Here is a 19,553-nt window from a genome sequence, read left to right on the forward strand (position 1 = left end):
GAGCCCGGCGGCACCGCATGTCCGCCACGGCCAACCGGTCCGGCCCCCTGCTGTGGCTCGCCTGGCCGGCGTGCCGCGCTTGAGGCTGCCCGTTCGCCGCGCGTTCCGTCCTGAGCTGCAGGGCTTGCAGGGCGCCTGCTGTCGCCGGGAGCACCGTGTACCGCTCCAGAGCCGCCCGGGGTGAAGTGACGCGCACTCCCCGTCCCAGCCTGCTGAGGACGGCCGCCGACGATGCCTCCAGTTTCCGGGGCGAAGCGGCGACCAGCTGTCCCGCCGCCTGGAGTGGAGGTAGTCGCGCCACGTGCCGTGTTGGAGCCGCCGGCACTGACGGGGCCGGCGTTCACGCCGCCCGCCCCCTGCGGGCGACCACCAACAATGCCCTCGGGCTGTCCTGCGACGCGACGGCCACTGCCCGATCCGCCCTGAACGGCCCCAGGCCTTCCTGTACCGACGGGCTGGCCCGCCGGCCCACGACCGGTCACACCCTCACCGCCGATCACCGTGCCCCGAGGGATGCCGCCATTGGCCCGTCCTGGAGACGGAGGCACTGGCCGCCCGCCCGTGATGCCTCCTCCTGCTGTGGGGCGCTGGGCGGAAGGCCCGGTGCCCATCGGACGTTGCCCAGGGGCCACCGGGGGCCGGAATCCAGGAGTGGGGCGGCCTGCCCCAGCTGAAGGGCTGGTCGGCCTTTGCGTGCCTCCGACCACGGGAGGTACAACTCCGGGAGGCATGGTCGCCGGTCCATCCGGCCGTCCTCCTGCGAGTGGCGGGCCACTCGGCGGCCCCGACGGCGCAGCTGGCGCCTCGGGCAAGGTAGCGACGCTGTCGATCTCCACTCCCGTGGGAGGATGCGGGCGCAGAGTTCCTCCGGCAGGGGCTCCTGGAGCATGGCCGGAGTTCTCGGGAGCGTCAACCGACCCACCAGCTCCATTACCTGGGCTCACCGAGCCATAGTCACGTTCGCCAGTAGCCGATCCGGTAGTGCCGCTTCCATCTGTGCCAGCGCCACCACCAGAACGCGCGAGACCTTCACTTGTGATGATGTCCTTCGGCGGCTGCACAGCCTTGGGCGGCGGCGGAAACTTCGGCCTCTCCAGCGAGTCCATCTGCTGCGCAGACAGCGTGTACGACTCCCCGAGCTTCCTCATCTGCTGAGCAGCCTCTTGCCGGTCCGCCTCCCGCTGGCCCAGCACCGCCTGGATGTCCCTGGTGGAATCACGGGTCACGGAAGCCGAGTCGGGGTCCTTGGGTGCGGCTTTCGCTGCTTCCAGGTTCGCCTGCGCCGTGCTCAGTAGGGACTGGCCGTACTTCGTGTCCCGGGGAATCGCCGCCTGGACATTCGCGATCGTGCCGGCGGCCTGGTCCAGCCACTTCGCCGCGCCCGCGCTGTACTCCGCCAGACGCAACGTCGCATTCGCCAGGTCGGAGCCCCAAGTGCGGAACGCATCCGCGCCCTCACCCTTCCACGCCACCCACTGCGGACGCGTCTTCAGCTCCTGCCCGGCCTTCTCAATCTCCGCAGCGACCTTCTTCAGCTTGGCCGCGGCAGCTACCACCGCGCCTGCGTCGGCCTGATCCAACCAAGCCAGCATCTCCTCGTGGCTCATGCCTTCGAACGACGTCCTGCCGCCGCCCTTGCCCGCTTCGCCCATCTCGTCTCCCCGTGTGTGTCCCCGTCACGCGCGACCGGCCGTCGATTCAGAAGCCCGACGCACCCGACGTGTCGCCACCACCCGGGATATCGCCCGGCTTCGTGGTCGCTCCACCAGGCGCACTCGGAATCTGCGGCTCGTAGCTTCCGCCGTAGTGCTTCGCCGTGCCCGTGCTGATCGCCAGCATCCGCCCGCGCGTCTCCGCATCCACGTTCTCGTAGCCCTTGTGCGAGGCCAGGACCGCGATGCTCATCCCCTCGATCGAGTCCGTCAGCATCCCGGACAGCTTCTCCAGCTCCGAGATCACCGTCTCGTACGCGGTGAACACACCGGCCGCCTCACCCCAGCCGCCGGCCCCGCCACCGAAACTGGCCCGCACCATCGCATCCTGCCCCACCTGCTTCGGGCCCGCCGGACCCTCCCGCAACTCCCGCAGCAGCGCATCAATACGGTCCCGGAACTTCGTGAACGACTGCAGCTCGGTGACGACATCACCGGCAGCCGAAGCCGTTGCCCGGAAGGCTCCGCCGACGCCGAACGCATCCGCGCCCCACCCGGCGGCCGCTCCCCCCAGCAAGCCCTCCGCCCACGCATCCGGATCCGCCACAGGTACGTCGATCGGCCCCTCGTCCGCCACAGCGTCCTCCCCGTTAGCCAAAGCGTCAGCTGTCACCTTAGCTACGGGCACTGACAATTCGTACACCCTCTTTGCGCCCGCAAGTAGGCGTGTATCCGGGCAAGTTGGGCACAGCCGGTCACAACCCAACGTCACGAAACAGTGACACACACTCCCACCACCGACGCCACCGATGGCCGAAAAGCCCGCCCAACCGCCGGTGACCTCGGCAGGCGGAATCAGCCATACCGCACCACGACCCGGCCAACCGGCCAGCATCGCGAAGGAGCCCCGTCTGCAACCCGAGCCCGGCATTCCACCCCGCCCAACCTCATGTTTCGCGATGCGAACACCCGAGGCGCCCGAAAGGAGGCACCACCTCAGAGCAGGTGGCCCACCCTCCCGTCCACATGCGTACCGGCTGGAATGCGGTGTGGGTGCGGAGTGTCCAATGCCGTACGGGAGTAGGGCCGCCCAGAGAAAGCAGCGCGGGGGCGCGGGAGTTGGTGCCGCGCAGACGTTCGGAAGCCCGTCCAGGTTGTGAGTATATCTGCGGATTGCCCTTGCGTCCGAGGTGCGCTTGCATCCCCTGAAGGTCCTGGCACCGGGCCGGGGCACCTGACCTTCCAGGGGGAACACATGACCAGAACTGAGCAGCGGGGAAGAGCCTTACGGGTGGCGGGTGTTGGTGCGCTCGCTGTGGTGCTGTCGGCGGCCGCCGCCCTCCCCTCGGCCGTCGCGGCGCAAGCCGGCACGCCCGCACCCGCCGTCGCTCCCACCGACACCCTGCGCATCAGCGTCGCCGCCGACGGCACCCAGGCGAACGGTTCCTCCGGCCGTCCCGTCGTCAGTGCCGACGGCCACGTCGTCGCGTTCACCTCGCACGCGACCAACCTCGTGCCCGGCGACACCAACGACCGTGCCGACCTGTTCGTCCGCGACCTGCGCACCGGAACCCTTCAGCGCGTGGCAGCCGACGGCGGTGACATCTACTTCCCCGTGCTCAGCGCGAGCGGTCGATACGTCGCCTATGGGGTCAACGGGCTCAACGGCGGTGACGGTGAATCAGCCGTGTATGTACGGGACTTGAGGACCGGGCGGACCGAGCGCGCCGACGTCGGCCTCGACCCCGAACACCGCGGCGCGCACACCCCCGCCCTCTCCGCCGACGGCCGCACCGTCGCGTTCGCCGCGTACGGGGTGGAGAGCGAGGGCGCCGGCGCCGTCTACGTACGCGACCTGCGTGCCCACCGCACCGAGCGGATCAGCCGCGACATGGGGCCCGGCCACACCTTCCGTGCCCCGTCCCTGAGCGCCGACGGCCGGAAGGTCGCCTTCGAGGACGTGACCGGCACCCCGCCGCGCGGTGACTGGTGTGACCTGTACGTCCATGACCGGCGTACCGGACGTACGGTCCAGGGCGACACCACGTACGACGGCAGCCCGGCCGACAAGGCCGCCACCGGTCCGCTCCTCAGCGCCGACGGCTCCACCCTCGCCTTCACTTCCGCCGCCTCCAACCTGGTTCCTGGGCCCGACCCGAACGCCAGCTTCAACCCGTTCGTACGCGACCTGCGCACCGGCGCCCTCACGCGCGTCGAAGCGACGGTGCCCGGTGCGGAAGGTGTGCTGTCCGTGGACGCCGTCTCCGCCGACGGCACGAAGGTGCTGCTCGACGTCTGGGCCGTCCTCACCACCGAGGACGCCGCCTACGTCCGTGACCTGCGCACGGGCGCCGATGCCCTGGCCTCCCCGAACCAGGACGGCAAGGCCGGGAACGCCATCGACGCTCGGATGGACGCCCGCGCGGGGACCGTTGCCTTCTCGGGGTTCGACGGCGAGCGGTTCGTGCCGGGTGATACGAACGGCGTGATGGACGTGTTCGTCCGTCGCATGCGCTGAAGCTGAAGCTGCAGCTAAAAGAGTCGCGCTCGCGCGCTGCGCACTACCCGGTCGTGCGCAGCGCCACGGTCGCGCGGACCCACTTGCCGCCCTCGGGGGCCGTTCCGCATGACCAGGTGTCGGCGAGTGCGTCGACGATGAGCATGCCGCGCCCGCTGTCCTCGTCGCGCCGGGCCGTGCGCTTCACCGGGGGCAGCACGGATCCGTCGTGCACCTCGATGTGGAGTGCATGGGGTTTCAGCAGCAGTCGGAGCGTGACCGGTCCGCTTCCGTGGCGAATGGCGTTCGTGGTCAGTTCGCAGACGATCAGCACAGCGGCTTCGACGATGTCCTCCGCTCCGCCCCACCGGCGCATCGCCTGGGCGGTGAAGGTCCGCGCCTTCCGGGCGGAGTGCAGTGCTGCCGGCATGGTGAGCGACGCGGTCGTCGGCTCGGCAATTCGGGGGATGGCTATTTCAGTCGTAGCAGCCATTGCATTGCGACTTTCGCTCGGATGAGCAGCGGGAGCTCATATGGCCGATGTGCATTCCATTAAAGATCCGCAAAAGTCGATGTCAATAGGAATCGGGATCCCCAGGGAAAACATGAGCAGTTCCTGCTCAGACGAGCAGAAGGAGAGGGAACAGAGTGGAACCGGGTGACGCCATGCGCTTACCGCATGACGCCCGGTGGCGGTCCTTGGTTGGTCAGAGCAGCGTTCTGGCGACCCCGGCGTCGGTGACGATTCCGTTGAAGAGGCCCGTCCTGAGGGCCGCCGCGGTGGCGGTCGCGCGTTGGACGCCATCGGCCATGAGGAGCACTTCCGGCACCTTGCGCAGTTCTTCGAATCCGATGGCGATCACCCGCTCGGCGAGTTCCGGGGCGATGGTGCGCCCTTCGGCGTCGAGCAGTTGCCCGGCGACTTCGGCGCACACTCCACGGCCCCGGTATTCCTCCCGCTCGGCCTCACCGAGTGCGTCGAACACGGTGGAGAGCCCCGGCCCCCATGCGCCGACGGTGACCACGGCTTTGGTCACCTGGTCGAAACGGCTCACGGCGTCCACGATTCCGGGCTGTTCCCGCAGCATCCGGGCGGTCGTGGCATCGGGCAGCAACAGGGGTGCGTAAATGGGGTAGACGACTCCCCGCGAAATCGTGGCGGCCCGGCGTACCGCCTCCACGGCCGTCGCGTCCACGGGGCGCAACGGGGTCACTCCGCACAGCTGGACCACCGTGCATCGGGCGAGTGTGGTCAGTCCGACGCCTACGGCCTCGATCTCGGGACCCCAGACCATTCCGAGGACATCGTTGTCCGTGACGATTTCGGCGAGGAGGTCGGCGGTGACCGCGCCGAGGCGGCGGGTGGCCTGCACCGCGTCTTCCAGGACGTCGGGGCGGTCGTCGATGACGATGGAATGCCGCAGGCCGTAGCGGCTGCGCAGCGCGTCGGAGAGATCGGCGTCGAGTTCGGCGGGGATGCGGATCTCCAACCGGATCAGGCCGTCGCGCAGGGCCGATTCCAGGGTCCGGGCGACCTTGAAACGGCTGATCCCGAATTCCTCGGCGATCTCCATCTTGGACTTGCCCTCGAGATAGAACCGCCGGGCCATCGCCGCCGTCTGCACCAGGTATTCCGGGCCGGCGTGATGTGCGCGCATGACAGCCTGGCCTTTCGGAAGGGCGCTTCGGCGACGATGCTCGGATGAGCAGGTCGGTCTCATATGCGCTGTTTCTCCCATTAAAGCGCCACGAAGGGGACTGTCAACGCGTCTCGCCGCCGATACCTACGGAGTCGTTCGTGGGGCGTGTCAGCTTTCCGAGCGCGGGAAGGACACCTCCACCCGACGGTTCTTCTTACGGCCCTCTTCCGTCTCGTTCGAGGAGATCGGGTACTGCTCGCCGTAGCCCCGCACCTCGTAGGTGACCGTGGAGTCGTTCAGTTCAGCGTCCAGGACTCCCTGTACGGCGTTGGCGCGCTTCCTGGACAGCACGTCGCCGTGGGCCGAGGAACCGAGGTTGTCGGTGAAACCGAAGACGCGGATCCGCGTGGCGTTCTGTTTCTCGATCTCCTCCGCGATCGACGCGATACGCGCCTTCGCCTCGCCGGTCAGCTTCGCGCTGTCCTTGGGGAACAGGACCTCGGCCTGGAGCGCGAACTTCACGTCCGCGTTGGTGTCCTCCCGGCGTTCCTCACCGGTCTGGTCCTCGACGACCTGCTTGATGTCCAGAACCTTGGCTTCGGCCAGCGTCGCGCCTTCCGGGAGCTTGAGGTCGGGGTCGTTGGCGTCCACCTCGACGGGCGCGGCGGCCGTGGCCTCGGTCCCGGGCGGCACGCTGGGGTCGTCGTCCGCGTCGGCCGTGGTGGCGCCGAGAAGGTTGGCGGCGACCATGAGGGCGGCCGCGGTGAGGGTCAGGGTGAGGCGGGGGGTGCGGGTCATGGGGGGCCTCACCCGGAGATCGTGATGTCGGCCGGCGCGAACAGGGGCAGTTGGAACGACACGTCGGCGGTGTCCGTGGGCGGCGCCGGGAACTGCATGAACACGGGGATGGTTTCGCCCGACTTGATGGAAGAGATGCCTGTCGTGGTGAGGGGGCGGCCGTCCGTGTCCCGCAGGACGTAGTAGCGCTTCTTGCCCTTGGAGTCGACCAGCGTGGCTCCGCCCAGCGACCGGCCGTTCCTGATGATCTCCGTCTCGTTGCCGCTCAGCTGCGCGGGGATGGTCAGCGTCTTGTCGCCGTCGTTCTTCAGTTCGCCGTTGACCGTGATGAATCCGCCCGTGTCCCGGGCGGCAGAGGTGATCTGGAGCAGCAGACCGTTGGGGCCCTTCAACTCGGCCAAGGGGTCACCCGACTGCCCCTCCTGGGCACTCGGACCCGACCCACCGCTCTTCGTGGCGGACGGCGAGGACTCCGGCTTCCCGTCGTCGCCTCCACTGCCGCAGCCGGCCGCACCGAGGGCCAGTCCGGCCGCGACGGTCATCGCGACCATCCCCCTACGGGCCTTCGTGGTGAACCGAATGCTCATGCCTCTGCTTCCTTCGTCACTCGTCGTTCGCTTTGTCAGTCGGCCAGGTGGACGTCGAAGAGGTCCTCGGGGTCCGGAAGAGTCGTCGGATCGTCCGGGTCGAGGTCCCAGCCCACGTCGTCGCAAGTGAGTTGCGGCAGTGGGAGTGTGTCGTTCCCGTCACCCTCGCCCTCGCCCTCATCGGCGTCCTCGCCGGGAGGATCGAACGTGCACAGAGGCTTGATCACGGCGATGGCTGACGCCGTCGAGTGCTTGTCCTCCGTGCCAGGGACGATGGAGTCGCCGACAGACTTGTCGGTCTTGACGTCCACCTTGTAGCCCAACAGCCCTTCCCGCCCGCAGTACTGGACACCGGCGTCGTTCTGAGCCGCGAGTTCGTCGGCCCTCCAGCAGCCGTCGAACAGTGCGGTGTCACCGTCGAGGATGTCCTGCCACTTCGTCGGGTCGCCCACGACCTCCAACCAGTCCCCCGCGAGTCGGTCCCTGGTCTCTTGTGCCGCCGCGAGCGCGGCCGCGTCAGCGGCCGTCTGGGCTCCGTTCCTGTTTGCCGCGGCCTGGCCGACCGCAAGGTACGCGAACGCGAGAAAGAGCAGACCTGCCACCACCGTGATGTAGATGGGGAAGGCCTGCCCTGCGTCGTCGTGCCGTCGGGGTCTCGTCAACCGCCGGTGACCTCGGTGATCTTGTCCGTGATCGCGTTGTAGATCGTCTGCCCGATATCGGTCCCCGTAATGGCCAACACAATCGCCACCACCACCGCGATGATGCCCAGATACTCCACCGCCGTCTGCCCCCTGTCGTCGCGCGTGGCGCGCGAGCGCAGGTGGGTGACGGTGGTGTTGATCCAGTTGCTCATGGTGTTCCCCTCCGGGCTGCAAGGTGCTGCGAGAAGTCTCGGGAGAAAAGTAAGCGGGAATTCCCCGAACACCAGAGGGTCCCTGGGCCCAATTCCGGGCCTCGGCCGAAAACCGACGGTCCGTCATCGCCGGTCAGCTCCGTCCTGGGTGTGAACCCGGGGCCGTGCCCAGCCACTTGGCGGCGGCTTCCGCCCGGCTCGTGCTGTGGAGTTTGGCGAAGATGCGGTTGATGTGGTTCTTGACCGTCTTCTCGCTGATGAAGCAGGTGGCGGCGATCTGCTGGTTGTTCATGCCCGCCGCGATGAGGTCCATGATCTCCGCCTCCCTCCTGCTCAACAGGAACCGTGACCTGTATGGGGATGACTGTCCCACATTTGATTGCGATTGCGAAAGCAGTTCGGGAGAACTCCCTGTAACAGTTGGGAGTTCATCATTTGCTTGCGCGAGCGGAGCCGTTGCCGCAGCGGCCGCCGTGGGCGTGAGCCGGGTCCGGCCCGCCCTGATCTCCCGTACGGCTTCGATCAGTTCGTCCGTCGTGAACTCACCGTGGACCAGATAACCGGAAGCCCCCAGCCTCAGCGCCTCGCGGACCGTCTCCGACTCTCCGCTGTACGTCAGCATCATCACCGGCGCGATCCGTACGAGATGCGGAAGGGCGGTGATGCCGTCCGTACCCGGCATCCGTACGTCCAGCAGGATCACGTCGGGGCGGTGTTCGCGGGCCGCCTCGTGGGCCTCGTGACCGTTCGTCGCCTCGGCCACGACCCTTATGTCCGCGTGGGCGGAGAGCAGGGCCGTCAGGCCCGCGCGGACCACCGGGTTGTCGTCGGCCACGACCAGGCGCAGGGGCGGGTCGGGCGGGGGTGACTGGGCCGTCTTCATGGGGTGGTCGCCTTCGTCGTCGTGAGGGCCGCCAGCGGCAGTTCCAGGCGGACCTCCGTGCCACGGGTGTGGGTGCCCTTGCCGAAGTGGATGCGGGCTCCTATCGAGGCGGCTCGCTCGGCCATGCCGAGGAGGCCGAAGTGGCCGGTGCGGCGGAGTTGTTCGAGGGTGGTGCCGGGCGGCAGGCCCTCACCGTCGTCCTGGATCGTCAGGCAGAGCACGTCGCCCCGGACGCCGGCCCGGACGTCGACCCTCGTCGGCTTCGCGTGGCGGTGGGCGTTCTCCATGGCCTCCGCGGTGATGATGAGGAGTTGGCGGGCCACGGCGGGCGGAACGGGAGGCGCGGGGGCGTCGCCCGTGGGGCCGTACGTCGCCGGTACGCCCGTGCGGGCCGTGAAGTCGTCGGTCTGTCGGGTCAGTTCGGGGGTCACGTCCGCCATCCGGTCCGGGTCGGACTCGCGGCGCAGGTCCGCGAGGAGTTCCCGGGACTCCGCCGCGGCTCTTCGGGCCGAGCGGGACACCAGTTCCGCCTGCTGTGCGATGCGGGCCGGGTCCATCGGGGTGGTCCTCGCCGAGATGGCCAGGCCGTCCGCAGCCAGCGCCACTCCGTGCAACGTCTTCGCGACCGAGTCGTGCATCTCGCGGGCCAGCCGGGCCCGTTCCGCGCTCACCGCCTCGGTGACCGCGAGGCGGGCCTGGACGGTCGTCAGGGCCTGGGTGGCCGTGCCGAAGCGGAGCATGAGGTGGCGCAGAGACGATCCCAGCGCGCCCGTGATGACGCACAGGCCCGGGAGGAGCAGCTTGTCCGCCAGGCTCGCCGACCTCGCGTCCGTGTTGATCGCGTAGGCCAGGAGCAGGATCAGGGACTGCGCGCTCGCGAAGACCGCCGCGCCCCGGTAGCCGTAGACGATGCCGGCCAGGAGCGGGGTGCAGACGCTGACGTAGGCCAAGGTCGTGTCGGGGCCCGCGGAGATCAGCAGGAGTGAGGTGAAGAGGGTGTCCGCGGCCAGGAGGGTGGGGTGGCGCAGGAGGAGCGGGCCGAAGCGTTCCCAGTCGCGGAACAGGACGTAGGAGCCCATGAACGTGACCACGACCGCCGCGCCGACGAGGCGGGAGCCCAGGCCGGGGGCCGCGTTGAGCAGGGCGGCGGGGGCGGCGAGAGCGATCATGGCCAGTCGGAAGCCGAAGACCTGGCGGCACATGGCTTGGAGGGCGTTGCGTTCCGGTGCGGGCTTCACCGCGGGCGGGCGGGGGTGCGCCCGGCCTTCGGCCGGGCTTGCGTTCCCACCCGCACCACCGGTGCGGCTTTCATCGCCACGTGCGGGTGACCCTTGGGGTGCCCGAGCACCATCGGCGGCTTTCCGCGCGCCGTCCGCCGCCTTCCGCCGACCGCGCCGTGGCCTGTGCACCGTCAGTGCCATCCGCTCTCCCCCCTACTCCCCCGTCAGCGACCCGAAGTCCGTGCCCGACCCCAGCAGCAGCCCCGCCCCCAGCAGGAGCATGGTCGCCGGAACCATGAACGTGGTGATCATCAGAGTGGCCCTGGGCACCGCGCGGGCCGCCTTGCGACGGGCGTTCTGGGCGTCGGTGCGGCGCATGTCCTTGGCCAGGGCGACCAGGGTGTCGACGATCGGCGCGCCGAGCTCCTCGCCCTGCTGGAGGGCGGTGACGAACATGGCGACCTGTTCGGAGTCGTTGCGCCGCCGCAGTTCCGCGAAGGCCTGGCGGCGGCTCATGCCGAGGTCCATCTGGCGCAGGGTGATGCGCAGTTCGTCGGCCCAGGGGCCCTCGTACCTGGTGGCGACCCGGTCGAGTGCCTGGCGGAAGCCCAGGCCCGCGCTGACGACGACCGCGAGGACGTCCAGGAAGTCCGGCAGGGTGCGCTCGATCTCGTCCTTCCTGATCCGGATCGCCGACCAGATGCCGACCTCCGTCCAGAACGCGCCGAACGCGAGCAGCAGCAGCGCGACCAGGACCTGGCCGCGCAGCAGGAACACCAGGAAGCCGACCGCGCCGAGGAAGCCGTACACCGCGCGCCGTGCGGCATAGCGGTCGATCGTCAGACCGCCGGGGTTGCCCGCGAGGTCGATCTTGCGGCGGTACTTGGCGACCAGTTTCGGGCCCATCAGACGCAGTACGGCGGGCGCGTAGCGCATGCCCATGCGGTCGACGAGGGAGTCCACGGCGCCGGTGCGGGTCGCGCCGACCTCCAGGGCCAGCGCGAGATCGCTGGGCAGTCTGGTCTCCGACCGGTACAGACGGATGGCGGCGAAGACGCCCCCGACGCCCAGGGCCATGACGGTCGCGAGGAGGATTCCGATTCCCATCAGCCTTCCCCGCCCCTCAGACGTCGATCCGCGACATACGGCGGATCAGGATGAAGCCCACCGCGTACAGCCCGAAGGCGATGAGCACCGCCGCCTGGCCCAGCGGCGAGCCGGTCATCCGGTCCAGGGCGCCGTCCTGCACGCCGTTCATCAGGAACAACGACCCGATGCCCAGGACCGGGACGGCGTACGACGTCATGCTGACCTGCGAGAGCTGGGTGCGGACCTCGCGCCGGGTCTCCTTGCGCTCCTCCAGCGTCTCGGTGAGGTTCCGCAGCGCGCTGACGACCTGGCCGCCGGCCCGGTTGGACAGCACCAGCGTGGTGACCAGGACGACCAGTTCGCGGGAGGGGAGGCGTTCGGCGAGCTCGCCGAGGGCGTCGTCCATCGAGGCGCCCAGCGCCAGCTGGTTGGAGACCTTGGCCAGTTCCTCGCCGGCCGGTGCCTCCAGCTCCTCCGCCGCCAGGCCGATCGCGGTGCGCAGGGCGAGCCCGGCGTGGGCTGCGTTGGCGAGGATGCGGGCCAGTTCGGGGAGTTGGTTGATGAACCGCTCGATGCGCTTCTGGCGCTGCCAGTTGAGGAACTGGACCGCCGCCCCCACACCCAGCAGGCCGGCGATCGGGCCGAAGAAGGGGGCCAGCGCGGCCTGGCCGATCAGCCACAGCCCGGCCACCGTCGCCAGCATGTAGACGAAGAACTCGCCGGGGGTGACGTCCAGGCCCGTCGCCACCAGCCGCAGTTCCAGCTGCTTGCCCGGCCGGGTACGGCGCAGCCGCCGGTCCAGGTCGGCGAATCGGCGCCGCCGGCCGCCCGCCCCGGAGAGCTGGCCGGTGGCGGAGAGCCGGTCGACCAGGGCCTGGCGCTGGGCCCGTCCTGCGGCGTACGCGTGCACGCCCACGACGGCCAGCGCGCAGGTCAGTAGCGCGATGCCGGTGGTGAGCGTGATGCGGCTATCGAGGTCCATGGGGGTCCTACCTGGCTTCTCGGGTGGCGAGCTCGAGCGGTGACTGGGCGACGCCGAAGGCCTGCGGGATTGGCTGGCTCGCCATGTAGAGGCGGTCCGCGGTGCGGCGTGGCAGCGGGAAGTAGGCGAAGGCGCCGTGGACGCGGCCGTCCGGCGTCATGGGCTGGGCGTTGAAGCGGGCCACCGTGACGAGGCGGTACGGCTCCGCGCCATGGCTGTCCAGGATGGCGATCTCGGTGATCCTGCGCGCTCCGTCCGGGAACCGCGTCAGCTGGATCAGCACATCCACCGCGCTGTTGATCTGGTCGTGCAGCGCCTCGAACGGGACCGTGACGTCCGACATCGACGCGAGGGTCTTCAGCCGCATCAGGGCGTCCTCTGCGCTGTTGGCGTGCACGGTGGCCAGCGAGCCGTCGTGGCCGGTCGACATCGCCTGGAGCATGTCGAGGGACTCGCCGCCGCGGACCTCACCGACGACGATCCGGTCGGGGCGCATGCGCAGGGAGTTGCGGACCAGGTCGCGGATGGTGACCTGGCCCTTGCCCTCGACGTTCGGCGGGCGGGACTCCAGGCGGATGACGTGGGACTGCTGGAGCTGGAGTTCGGCGGAGTCCTCGATGGTGATGATGCGCTCGGTCTCGGGGATCAGCCCGGACAGGGCGTTCAGCAGGGTCGTCTTCCCGGTGCCCGTCGCGCCCGAGACGATGACGTTGAACTTCGCCTGCACCAGCCCGGCCAGCAGATACACCATGGGCTCGTCGAGCGAGCCGAGGCCGGTCATCTCGTGCAAAGTGAAGGAGCGGGGGAAGCGGCGGATGGTGAGGGTCGCGCCGGTCAGGGACAGCGGCGGGATGATCACGTTGACGCGCTCGCCGGAGGGGAGCCGGGCATCCACCATCGGGTTGGACTCGTCGACCCGCCGGTTCACGGTCGAGACGATCCGCTCGATGGTCTGCATCAGCTGGTCGTGGGAGGGGAAGCGGAGCGGCAACTGCTCGACGCGGCCCCCGCGTTCCACGAAGATCGCGTCCGGGCCGTTCACCATGATCTCGGTGATCGAGGCGTCCTCCAGGAGCGGCTCCAGGATGCCCAGGCCGAGCGCCTCGTCGACGACCCTGCGGATCAGCTGTGAGCGCTCGACCGTCGACAGCACCGGGCCCTCGCGGCTGATGATGTGCCCGAGCACCCGCTCGAGGCGGGCCCGGCGCTCGGCCGCCGCCAGCGAGCTCATCTCCGCGAGGTCGATCTCCTCGAGCAGCTTGGCCCGGTACGAGGCGACGAGATGCCCGTCCTCGCCCCGGCTGCCGTGCTCCTCGGGGGTGTTGATGCGTGACCTCAGGCTCATGTGGATCCTCGTTCAGCGGTCGAGCGGCATGGTCGCGGTCTTCTGGGCGTCGTCGAAGTTCCAGCCGGGGACGAGCGACGGGATCTCGACGGTGGCGGTGACGGTCACCGAGTCGCCTCCCTCCTCGGGGACGCAGGTCACGTTCAGCCAGTCGCTGACCGCGTTCGCACATCCGTCCTGCGCGCTCTCCTCCAACGAGGCCGCCCGCGCCCCAGCCCGGGCCGCCGTACCGGCCTGCTGGGCGGCGTAGGCGATCAGCCCGACCTGCACACCGGCCAGGGCGACGAGGATCAGGATCGGGATGAACCCGAGGTACTCGATGGCGACCTGACCGCGGTCACGGATTCGGACCTTCGTGTCGTACGACATCTCGGTCCCCATCTCAGTCCCCCTTCTCCTCCTGGACGGCCCCGGCGTGCCCCTCCACCGTGAACGGGAAGCCGATCGCCCCGGGGAACAGGACCGGCACCTGGAGGGTCACATCGGCCGTGACGAATCCACCACTCGCGGCGCACCCCACCTCGGCGTCCCCCTGCCATGCCTCGGGCAGGTGCTGCAGCCCTGCCTCCTCGCACCCCGCCTGCCCCTCGGTGGCCGTGCCCGCCCGTACCGCTTCGTCCGCAGCATTCCCCGCGAGCGTGAACGTGTACCCCACCAGCACGCACTGCCACAGCAGCACCAGGGTCACGATGATCGTCGGCAGCATTCCGAGGAACTCGACGGTCACCTGACCCCGGTCGTCCCCGGGCCGCCCTTTCACCGCCCTATCTCCTTCCGCCTCCGGAAGGTCAGCGCCGCCCGGTCCGTGCCGCGTGCCCGGCCGTCGCGGCGCTGCGGGGCCGCCCCTTCGGTGCCCTTGACCAGCCCCAGTTCCCCCGCGAGACCCCAAAGTGCCTGCTTGACCGTGCTCTTGGGGTCCAGTTCGTGCACCCGGCCCGAGTCGACGGCGCCCTGGAGCTCCTTGAAGTTGGCGGGGATCGCGGTGGCGGCGATGCCGGTGCCGGTGATGCGCTGGATCAGGGCGGGCTGGATCTCCGCACTGCGGGTGTGGCGGTTGACGACGATCATCGTCTCCTCCGCCTTGCGGATCTGGAGGCGGTCCCACATCCGCACCGTGCGCTTGGCACCGCGCACCGCGACCACGTCCGGCGTGGTGACGAGCAGGGCGGTGTCGGCCATCTCCACGGCGGCGGCGCTCGCGCCCGAGAGCTGGGAGCCGCAGTCGATGACGACGACCTCGTAGCGGGAGCGCAGGGCGCTGACGATGTGGCGGGCGGCGCGGTCGGTGACCTCCTCGCCGCGTTCGCCGTCGCCGGGGGCGAGCAGCAGCGCCACGCCCGAGTCGTGCCGGAACACGGCGTCGGCCAGGACCCGCGGCGTGATGTCGTTGATGGCGGCGAGGTCGACGACCGAGCGGCGGAACTGGATGTCCAGGTAGGAGGCGATGTCGCCGGTCTGGAGGTCCATGTCGAGCAGCGCGGCGTCGCGGCCCGACGTCTGCGCGGCCAGCGCCAGCTGGATGGCCGTCAGGGTCGCCCCCACGCCGCCCTTCGCGCCGCTCACTGTCACCACGGTGCCGCCGACGCCGCTGAAGACATCGCCGCCGGCGCCCAGATGACGCCGTACGCCCATGGACCACTGGGCCACCGCGTTGACCCGGCTGGCCAGTTCCTCGTAGCTCAGGGGCAGGGCCACCAGACCGCGTGCGCCGTAGTCCATGGCGGCCTGGAAGAGGCCGGGGCTCGCGTCGGAGGTGACGAGGATGACGCCGACCGCGGGGAAGCGCAGGGCCACGTCGCGGATGAGTTCCAGGGCCGGGACGGGGCCGATGCGTTCGTGGACGACGACGACCTCGGGGAGTTCGTCGATGGACTCGGCGGCCAGGCGGGCCAGGGTGTCGACGAGCTGGGTGGAGTCGGTGACCGGGGCGACCGGCTCGGCGTCGGGGAGCTGGCTGAGCAGCGTCGTGAGGGACCGGACCGCGTCCGCGTCGCCGACGGCCGGGAGGATCCTCGTGGGCATGGGGGCCTCTCACTTGTCCTTGGCGAGTTCGTACGTGCGGTTCGTCGCGGGGATGTCGGAGTCGGAGCCGGGTGCCACCAGGGCGAGCCGGACCTCGTCGGCGAACGATTCGGCGTACGTCAGGCGCTGGGCGTCGATCGGCTCCAGCGCGAAGGTGATCGGGACGGCCTCGGTGGGCTCCCGGCGCCGGTCGTCCTCGTCGGGCTTCAGCGAGGTCAGTTCGCCCACGTCGATCACGCGGGCGTTCTCCACGATCAGCCGCGACTGGTCGGGGTCCGAGTCGCGGGCGCCCTCGAAGGTGGCGTAGACGTTGACCTTGGAGCCCGGGGTGATCTTGCCGGCCACGCCGGTCGCCGCGTCGATCATGATGGCGAGCTCCTGCTCGCCGGTCTGCAGGGCGGGCTGGTCGACGATCATGTCGCTCTGGAGCAGGGAGCCCGGCTTGAGGGTCGTGACGGCGATCTTGCCCTGGATCTCGCGGAGGCTGGTGACGGCGTTCTTCGACAGCCACCGCTCGGGCATCTGGATCTTCTCGAACTGGCCCGCGGTGAGCGGTGTGTAGGGAGCCACTTCTCTCTTGAGCCGGTAGGCCGTGACCTCCGGGCCGACCTTCGACTTCACGTCGTTGATGACGGACAGGACACCGGCGAAGGCGCCGAGGGCGCAGACGATCGACAGGAGCAGGAGTATCACGCCGCGGCGCTGACGGGAGTTCATGAACCGTGCAACCTCATTGGGGGAATCGGTCGGGGGCGGTCGGATGGGGCTCGGGTCCGGTCAGCCTGCGCGGGCCGGTTGCTCGTGGACGGGCGGGGTGGCGGAGCAGAAGACGCAGCGGTCGCCTATGACGTCGATGCCGCACCAGTGACAGGAGTTCTGCCGTACGGAGGTGACGAGCTGGTAAAGCACCGACAGGTCGGGCAGATAGGCACAGAACTCGATCAGCTTGGCTGTCCCCCACCAGGTGGCCGACTCGGCGGGCAGGACGACCTCACGCAGGCCCTGTGCGTTCCAGGACTTGGCCAGGGTCGCGGTGACCCAGTCGGACTGGAGCTGTCCCTGGGCGACCAGCATCGACGTGCTGAACTCCGGGCCGGGCAGGGTGACTCCGGGGGCCATGCGCGCGAGGTACGGGGCCGGATGGGCGAGGACGCCGAACTGGCTGCCGGGCATCCAGGACTTGGCGTGCGACTTGAGGTCGACGGGGACGCGGTCGAGCCGGGTGACGGAGCCGAGGAGCGCCCCGGCGTGCAGGTAGTGGGTGAGCAGCCGGCCGGCCGAGGCCAGGACGCCGGGGCTGAGGTCGCAGGAGGCGAGCTGGCGCAGCTGGCGGGCCAGGACGGCCAGTGCGAGCGGGGGCAGTTCGGGCCGGAAGACGGCGATCCGGTCGCTCTCCAGCAGGGACCGTACGGTGTGCAGCCGCTGCCGTACGGCGCGGGAGGCCGCGGTCGAGCAGACGACGATCACATGGCCGTGCTGCTCGACGAGCGTCTGCATGCCCGCCAGTGACCGCTCCAGCGGCTCGTGTTCGAGGTCCTGGAGCACGACGGCGGGCACGGTTCGCTCGTCCTGCGCCGGCAGCGCCATGTCGGCGCTCGTCACGGCAATGGCAGTTGGCACGCGCAGCTCCCCGATGACTTCATTGCGTGACTATTTGAGCACTGTATCCACGGCTCCGCGGCCGGAGAACAGCTTCTCTCCAGCGGAGAAGCAACTCCACTCACACAACTCACGCCAAAACGGGGCAGGTTACGCACACCAATTCTCCACGTCCGGAACACCTTGACACCGGGATTGGTCTGGACCAACTTATTTGACATGTTCACAAACAGACGACAGAGGCCCCGCACGGCACGCCTCTGGGCGGCGGCCGTCACCACCGCCCTCTCCCTCACCTTCCTCGGCGCGGGCCACGCGTCCGCCGCGGACGTCAACAACGCCAAGAACGCCGGCTTCGAGGCCGGCCTGAGCAACTGGACGTGCTCCGCGAACAGCGGCACGACCGTCTCCTCCCCGGTGCACGGCGGCGCGACCGCGCTGAAGGCGACCCCGGCCGGGCAGGACAACGCCCGCTGCACCCAGGCCGTGGCCGTCAAGCCCAACTCGACGTACACGCTGAGCGCCTGGGTCCAGGGCGGCTACACCTACCTGGGCGTGACGGGCACGGGCACCACCGACGTGTCGACCTGGACCCCGGACTCCTCCGCCTGGAAACAGCTGTCGACGACCTTCACCACCGGCGCCTCGACGACCTCGGTCACGGTGTACACGCACGGCTGGTACGGACAGGCCGCCTACTACGCGGACGACCTGTCGGTGTACGGCCCCGACGGCGGCGGTGGCACCGACCCGACGCCGACGATCCCCGGTTCCCCGAGCGGGCTCAGCGTCTCGGGTACGACCTCCTCGTCCGTCTCCCTGGCCTGGAACACCGTCTCGGGCGCGACCGGCTACAACGTCTACCGCGCCGGTACGAAGGTCACCGCGGTGACCGGCACTTCCGCGACCGTGACCGGGCTCTCGGCCTCGACGTCGTACTCCTTCCAGGTCACGGCGACCAACGCGGCCGGTGAGTCGCCGAAGTCGGCGACGGTGACGGGTACGACCACGGCCGGTCCGGTGGGTCCGGCGCTGCCCAAGCACGCGGTGACCGGCTACTGGCAGAACTTCAACAACGGCGCCACGGTGCAGAAGCTCGCCGACGTCCAGTCCCAGTACGACATCATCGCGGTCGCCTTCGCGGACGCGACCTCGACGCCGGGCGCGGTCACCTTCAACCTGGACTCGGCCGGCCTCGGCGGCTACACCGTCGACCAGTTCAAGGCGGACATCAGGGCCAAGCAGGCCGCCGGGAAGAAGGTCATCGTCTCGGTGGGCGGCGAGCGCGGCACGGTGTCCGTGAACGACTCGACGTCGGCGACGAATTTCGCGAACTCGGTGTACTCGCTCATGCAGACCTACGGCTTCGACGGCGTCGACATCGACCTGGAGAACGGCCTCAACGCGACCTACATGACGCAGGCGCTGCGCTCGCTGTCCGGGAAGGCCGGCTCGTCCCTGGTCATCACCATGGCGCCGCAGACCATCGACATGCAGTCGACGTCGAACTCCTACTTCCAGACGGCCCTGAACATCAAGGACATCCTCACGGTCGTCAACATGCAGTACTACAACAGCGGTTCGATGCTGGGCTGTGACGGCAAGGTCTACAGCCAGGGCTCGGTGGACTTCCTGACCGCCCTGGCCTGCATCCAGCTGGAGGGCGGCCTGGCCCCGTCCCAGGTCGGCCTGGGTCTGCCGGCCTCGACCCGGGGCGCGGGCAGCGGGTACGTCGCCCCGTCCGTCGTGAACAACGCCCTGGACTGCCTGGCCAAGGGCACGGGCTGCGGTTCCTTCAAGCCCTCGCGGACCTATCCCGACCTGCGGGGCGCGATGACCTGGTCCACGAACTGGGACGCGACGGCGGGCAACGCCTGGTCGAACGCGGTGGGCCCGCACGTGCACGCGCTGCCGTAGCTCACCCCGTAGGACGGTAGTGGCCGAGCACCCAGGCCAGCTGCGCGAGCCACTCCTGCAGCCGGGCCCGGGGCTTGGCCTCCACCACACACTCGTGGAACCGGCCGTCCAACTGGACCACGGCCACCATCAGGGCCTTGCCGTCCGGGCTCGGCTTGTAGTGCACACCGTGGATCTCCGGCCAGCGGAACTCCAGCGTGTAGCCGGACAGCTCGAAGGCGACGCCGGACGCGTCGACGACGACGGCGTTGCGCTTGTCGACGGCCAGAAAATCCGGACCCGCCGGCGCCGGCTGCGGCGGGACCGGGGCGTACGCGGGCGGTGCGGGGGCGTACGGGGGTGGCGCGGGCGCGTACTGCGGCGGGGGCGGGCCGAAGCCCGGTCCGGGTGGGGGTGGCTGCTGGGTCATCCGTGAGGTCCTGGGTCCTGGTTCTCGTGCTCGCGGTGAACTTCTCGGTGCTGCGGT

Annotated in this window: 20 protein-coding genes; 2 read left to right on the forward strand and 18 right to left on the reverse strand. The window is 69.6% G+C overall.

The genetic code is table 11. The annotated features are described in order from the left end of the window. Nucleotides 1–1,698: 1,698 nt before the first annotated feature. Nucleotides 1,699–2,289, reverse strand: coding sequence for a hypothetical protein (locus ACFPQ9_RS14905; RefSeq protein WP_380852741.1), 591 nt, complete (start codon nucleotides 2,287–2,289; stop codon nucleotides 1,699–1,701). Nucleotides 2,290–2,943: 654 nt separating this feature from the next. Between ACFPQ9_RS14905 and ACFPQ9_RS14910 the strand changes: the two genes are divergently transcribed. After that, complete coding sequence (locus tag ACFPQ9_RS14910; RefSeq protein WP_380852744.1) at nucleotides 2,944–4,170, forward strand: TolB family protein; 1,227 nt, start codon at nucleotides 2,944–2,946, stop codon at nucleotides 4,168–4,170. 43 nt (nucleotides 4,171–4,213) lie between these two features. Here the strand turns inward: ACFPQ9_RS14910 and ACFPQ9_RS14915 are convergent, their stop codons facing one another. The 16 genes from ACFPQ9_RS14915 to ACFPQ9_RS14990 form a co-directional block, all read right to left on the reverse strand. Then, nucleotides 4,214–4,642 (reverse strand): ATP-binding protein, encoded by a 429-nt coding sequence (locus tag ACFPQ9_RS14915; protein ID WP_380852747.1) that lies wholly within the window; start codon nucleotides 4,640–4,642, stop codon nucleotides 4,214–4,216. Nucleotides 4,643–4,856: 214 nt separating this feature from the next. Then, nucleotides 4,857–5,807, reverse strand: a complete 951-nt coding sequence (locus ACFPQ9_RS14920; RefSeq protein WP_380852750.1) for a sugar-binding transcriptional regulator — start codon at nucleotides 5,805–5,807, stop codon at nucleotides 4,857–4,859. Nucleotides 5,808–5,957: 150 nt separating this feature from the next. Then, nucleotides 5,958–6,587: an OmpA family protein gene (locus ACFPQ9_RS14925; RefSeq protein ID WP_380852753.1), complete on the reverse strand. Its 630-nt coding sequence runs from the start codon at nucleotides 6,585–6,587 to the stop codon at nucleotides 5,958–5,960. Nucleotides 6,588–6,595: 8 nt separating this feature from the next. Beyond that, on the reverse strand, nucleotides 6,596–7,174 hold the full coding sequence (locus tag ACFPQ9_RS14930; protein WP_380852756.1) for a hypothetical protein: 579 nt from the start codon (nucleotides 7,172–7,174) through the stop codon (nucleotides 6,596–6,598). Nucleotides 7,175–7,209: 35 nt separating this feature from the next. After that, nucleotides 7,210–7,836: a pilus assembly protein TadG-related protein gene (locus tag ACFPQ9_RS14935; protein WP_380852758.1), complete on the reverse strand. Its 627-nt coding sequence runs from the start codon at nucleotides 7,834–7,836 to the stop codon at nucleotides 7,210–7,212. Next, on the reverse strand, nucleotides 7,833–8,030 hold the full coding sequence (locus tag ACFPQ9_RS14940) for a Flp family type IVb pilin (protein WP_380852761.1): 198 nt from the start codon (nucleotides 8,028–8,030) through the stop codon (nucleotides 7,833–7,835). The genes ACFPQ9_RS14935 and ACFPQ9_RS14940 overlap by 4 nt, the downstream gene beginning before the upstream one ends. A 133-nt stretch (nucleotides 8,031–8,163) precedes the next feature. Next, entirely contained in the window at nucleotides 8,164–8,913 is a 750-nt protein-coding gene (locus ACFPQ9_RS14945; protein WP_380852764.1) for a response regulator, read from the reverse strand. Then, on the reverse strand, nucleotides 8,910–10,115 hold the full coding sequence (locus ACFPQ9_RS14950; RefSeq protein ID WP_380852767.1) for a sensor histidine kinase: 1,206 nt from the start codon (nucleotides 10,113–10,115) through the stop codon (nucleotides 8,910–8,912). The genes ACFPQ9_RS14945 and ACFPQ9_RS14950 overlap by 4 nt, the downstream gene beginning before the upstream one ends. 231 nt (nucleotides 10,116–10,346) lie before the next feature. Continuing rightward, a complete protein-coding gene (locus tag ACFPQ9_RS14955) occupies nucleotides 10,347–11,240 on the reverse strand; it encodes a DUF5936 domain-containing protein (RefSeq protein ID WP_380852770.1) in 894 nt (297 codons plus the stop codon). A gap of 16 nt (nucleotides 11,241–11,256) precedes the next feature. After that, nucleotides 11,257–12,204, reverse strand: coding sequence for a type II secretion system F family protein (locus ACFPQ9_RS14960; RefSeq protein ID WP_380852773.1), 948 nt, complete (start codon nucleotides 12,202–12,204; stop codon nucleotides 11,257–11,259). A gap of 7 nt (nucleotides 12,205–12,211) precedes the next feature. Continuing rightward, nucleotides 12,212–13,549 carry a CpaF family protein gene (locus tag ACFPQ9_RS14965; protein WP_380852776.1) on the reverse strand — a complete coding sequence of 446 codons (1,338 nt, stop codon included), beginning with the start codon at nucleotides 13,547–13,549 and terminating at the stop codon, nucleotides 12,212–12,214. A 12-nt stretch (nucleotides 13,550–13,561) separates the two neighbouring features. Next, nucleotides 13,562–13,930, reverse strand: a complete 369-nt coding sequence (locus ACFPQ9_RS14970; RefSeq protein ID WP_380852779.1) for a TadE/TadG family type IV pilus assembly protein — start codon at nucleotides 13,928–13,930, stop codon at nucleotides 13,562–13,564. A 1-nt stretch (nucleotide 13,931) separates the two neighbouring features. Continuing rightward, on the reverse strand, nucleotides 13,932–14,255 hold the full coding sequence (locus ACFPQ9_RS14975; protein ID WP_380853892.1) for a pilus assembly protein: 324 nt from the start codon (nucleotides 14,253–14,255) through the stop codon (nucleotides 13,932–13,934). 50 nt (nucleotides 14,256–14,305) lie between these two features. After that, nucleotides 14,306–15,571: a CpaE/TadZ family protein gene (locus ACFPQ9_RS14980; protein ID WP_380852782.1), complete on the reverse strand. Its 1,266-nt coding sequence runs from the start codon at nucleotides 15,569–15,571 to the stop codon at nucleotides 14,306–14,308. A 9-nt stretch (nucleotides 15,572–15,580) separates the two neighbouring features. After that, on the reverse strand, nucleotides 15,581–16,288 hold the full coding sequence (cpaB, locus tag ACFPQ9_RS14985) for a Flp pilus assembly protein CpaB (RefSeq protein WP_380852785.1): 708 nt from the start codon (nucleotides 16,286–16,288) through the stop codon (nucleotides 15,581–15,583). 60 nt (nucleotides 16,289–16,348) lie between these two features. Further along, the gene (locus tag ACFPQ9_RS14990; protein WP_380853894.1) at nucleotides 16,349–17,158 is read right to left on the reverse strand and encodes a hypothetical protein; all 810 of its coding nucleotides are present in this window, start codon (nucleotides 17,156–17,158) and stop codon (nucleotides 16,349–16,351) included. A gap of 231 nt (nucleotides 17,159–17,389) precedes the next feature. Here ACFPQ9_RS14990 and ACFPQ9_RS14995 point away from each other — a divergent pair, with 231 nt between their 5' ends. Next, entirely contained in the window at nucleotides 17,390–19,087 is a 1,698-nt protein-coding gene (locus tag ACFPQ9_RS14995; RefSeq protein ID WP_380852788.1) for a chitinase, read from the forward strand. 1 nt (nucleotide 19,088) lies between these two features. Here ACFPQ9_RS14995 and ACFPQ9_RS15000 read toward each other — a convergent pair whose 3' ends face one another. After that, nucleotides 19,089–19,496: a hypothetical protein gene (locus tag ACFPQ9_RS15000; RefSeq protein ID WP_380852791.1), complete on the reverse strand. Its 408-nt coding sequence runs from the start codon at nucleotides 19,494–19,496 to the stop codon at nucleotides 19,089–19,091. Nucleotides 19,497–19,553 lie beyond the last annotated feature (57 nt).

It is taken from the genome of Streptomyces coerulescens, assembly GCF_042657965.1.
Taxonomy (GTDB): Bacteria; Actinomycetota; Actinomycetes; order Streptomycetales; family Streptomycetaceae; genus Streptomyces; species Streptomyces coerulescens.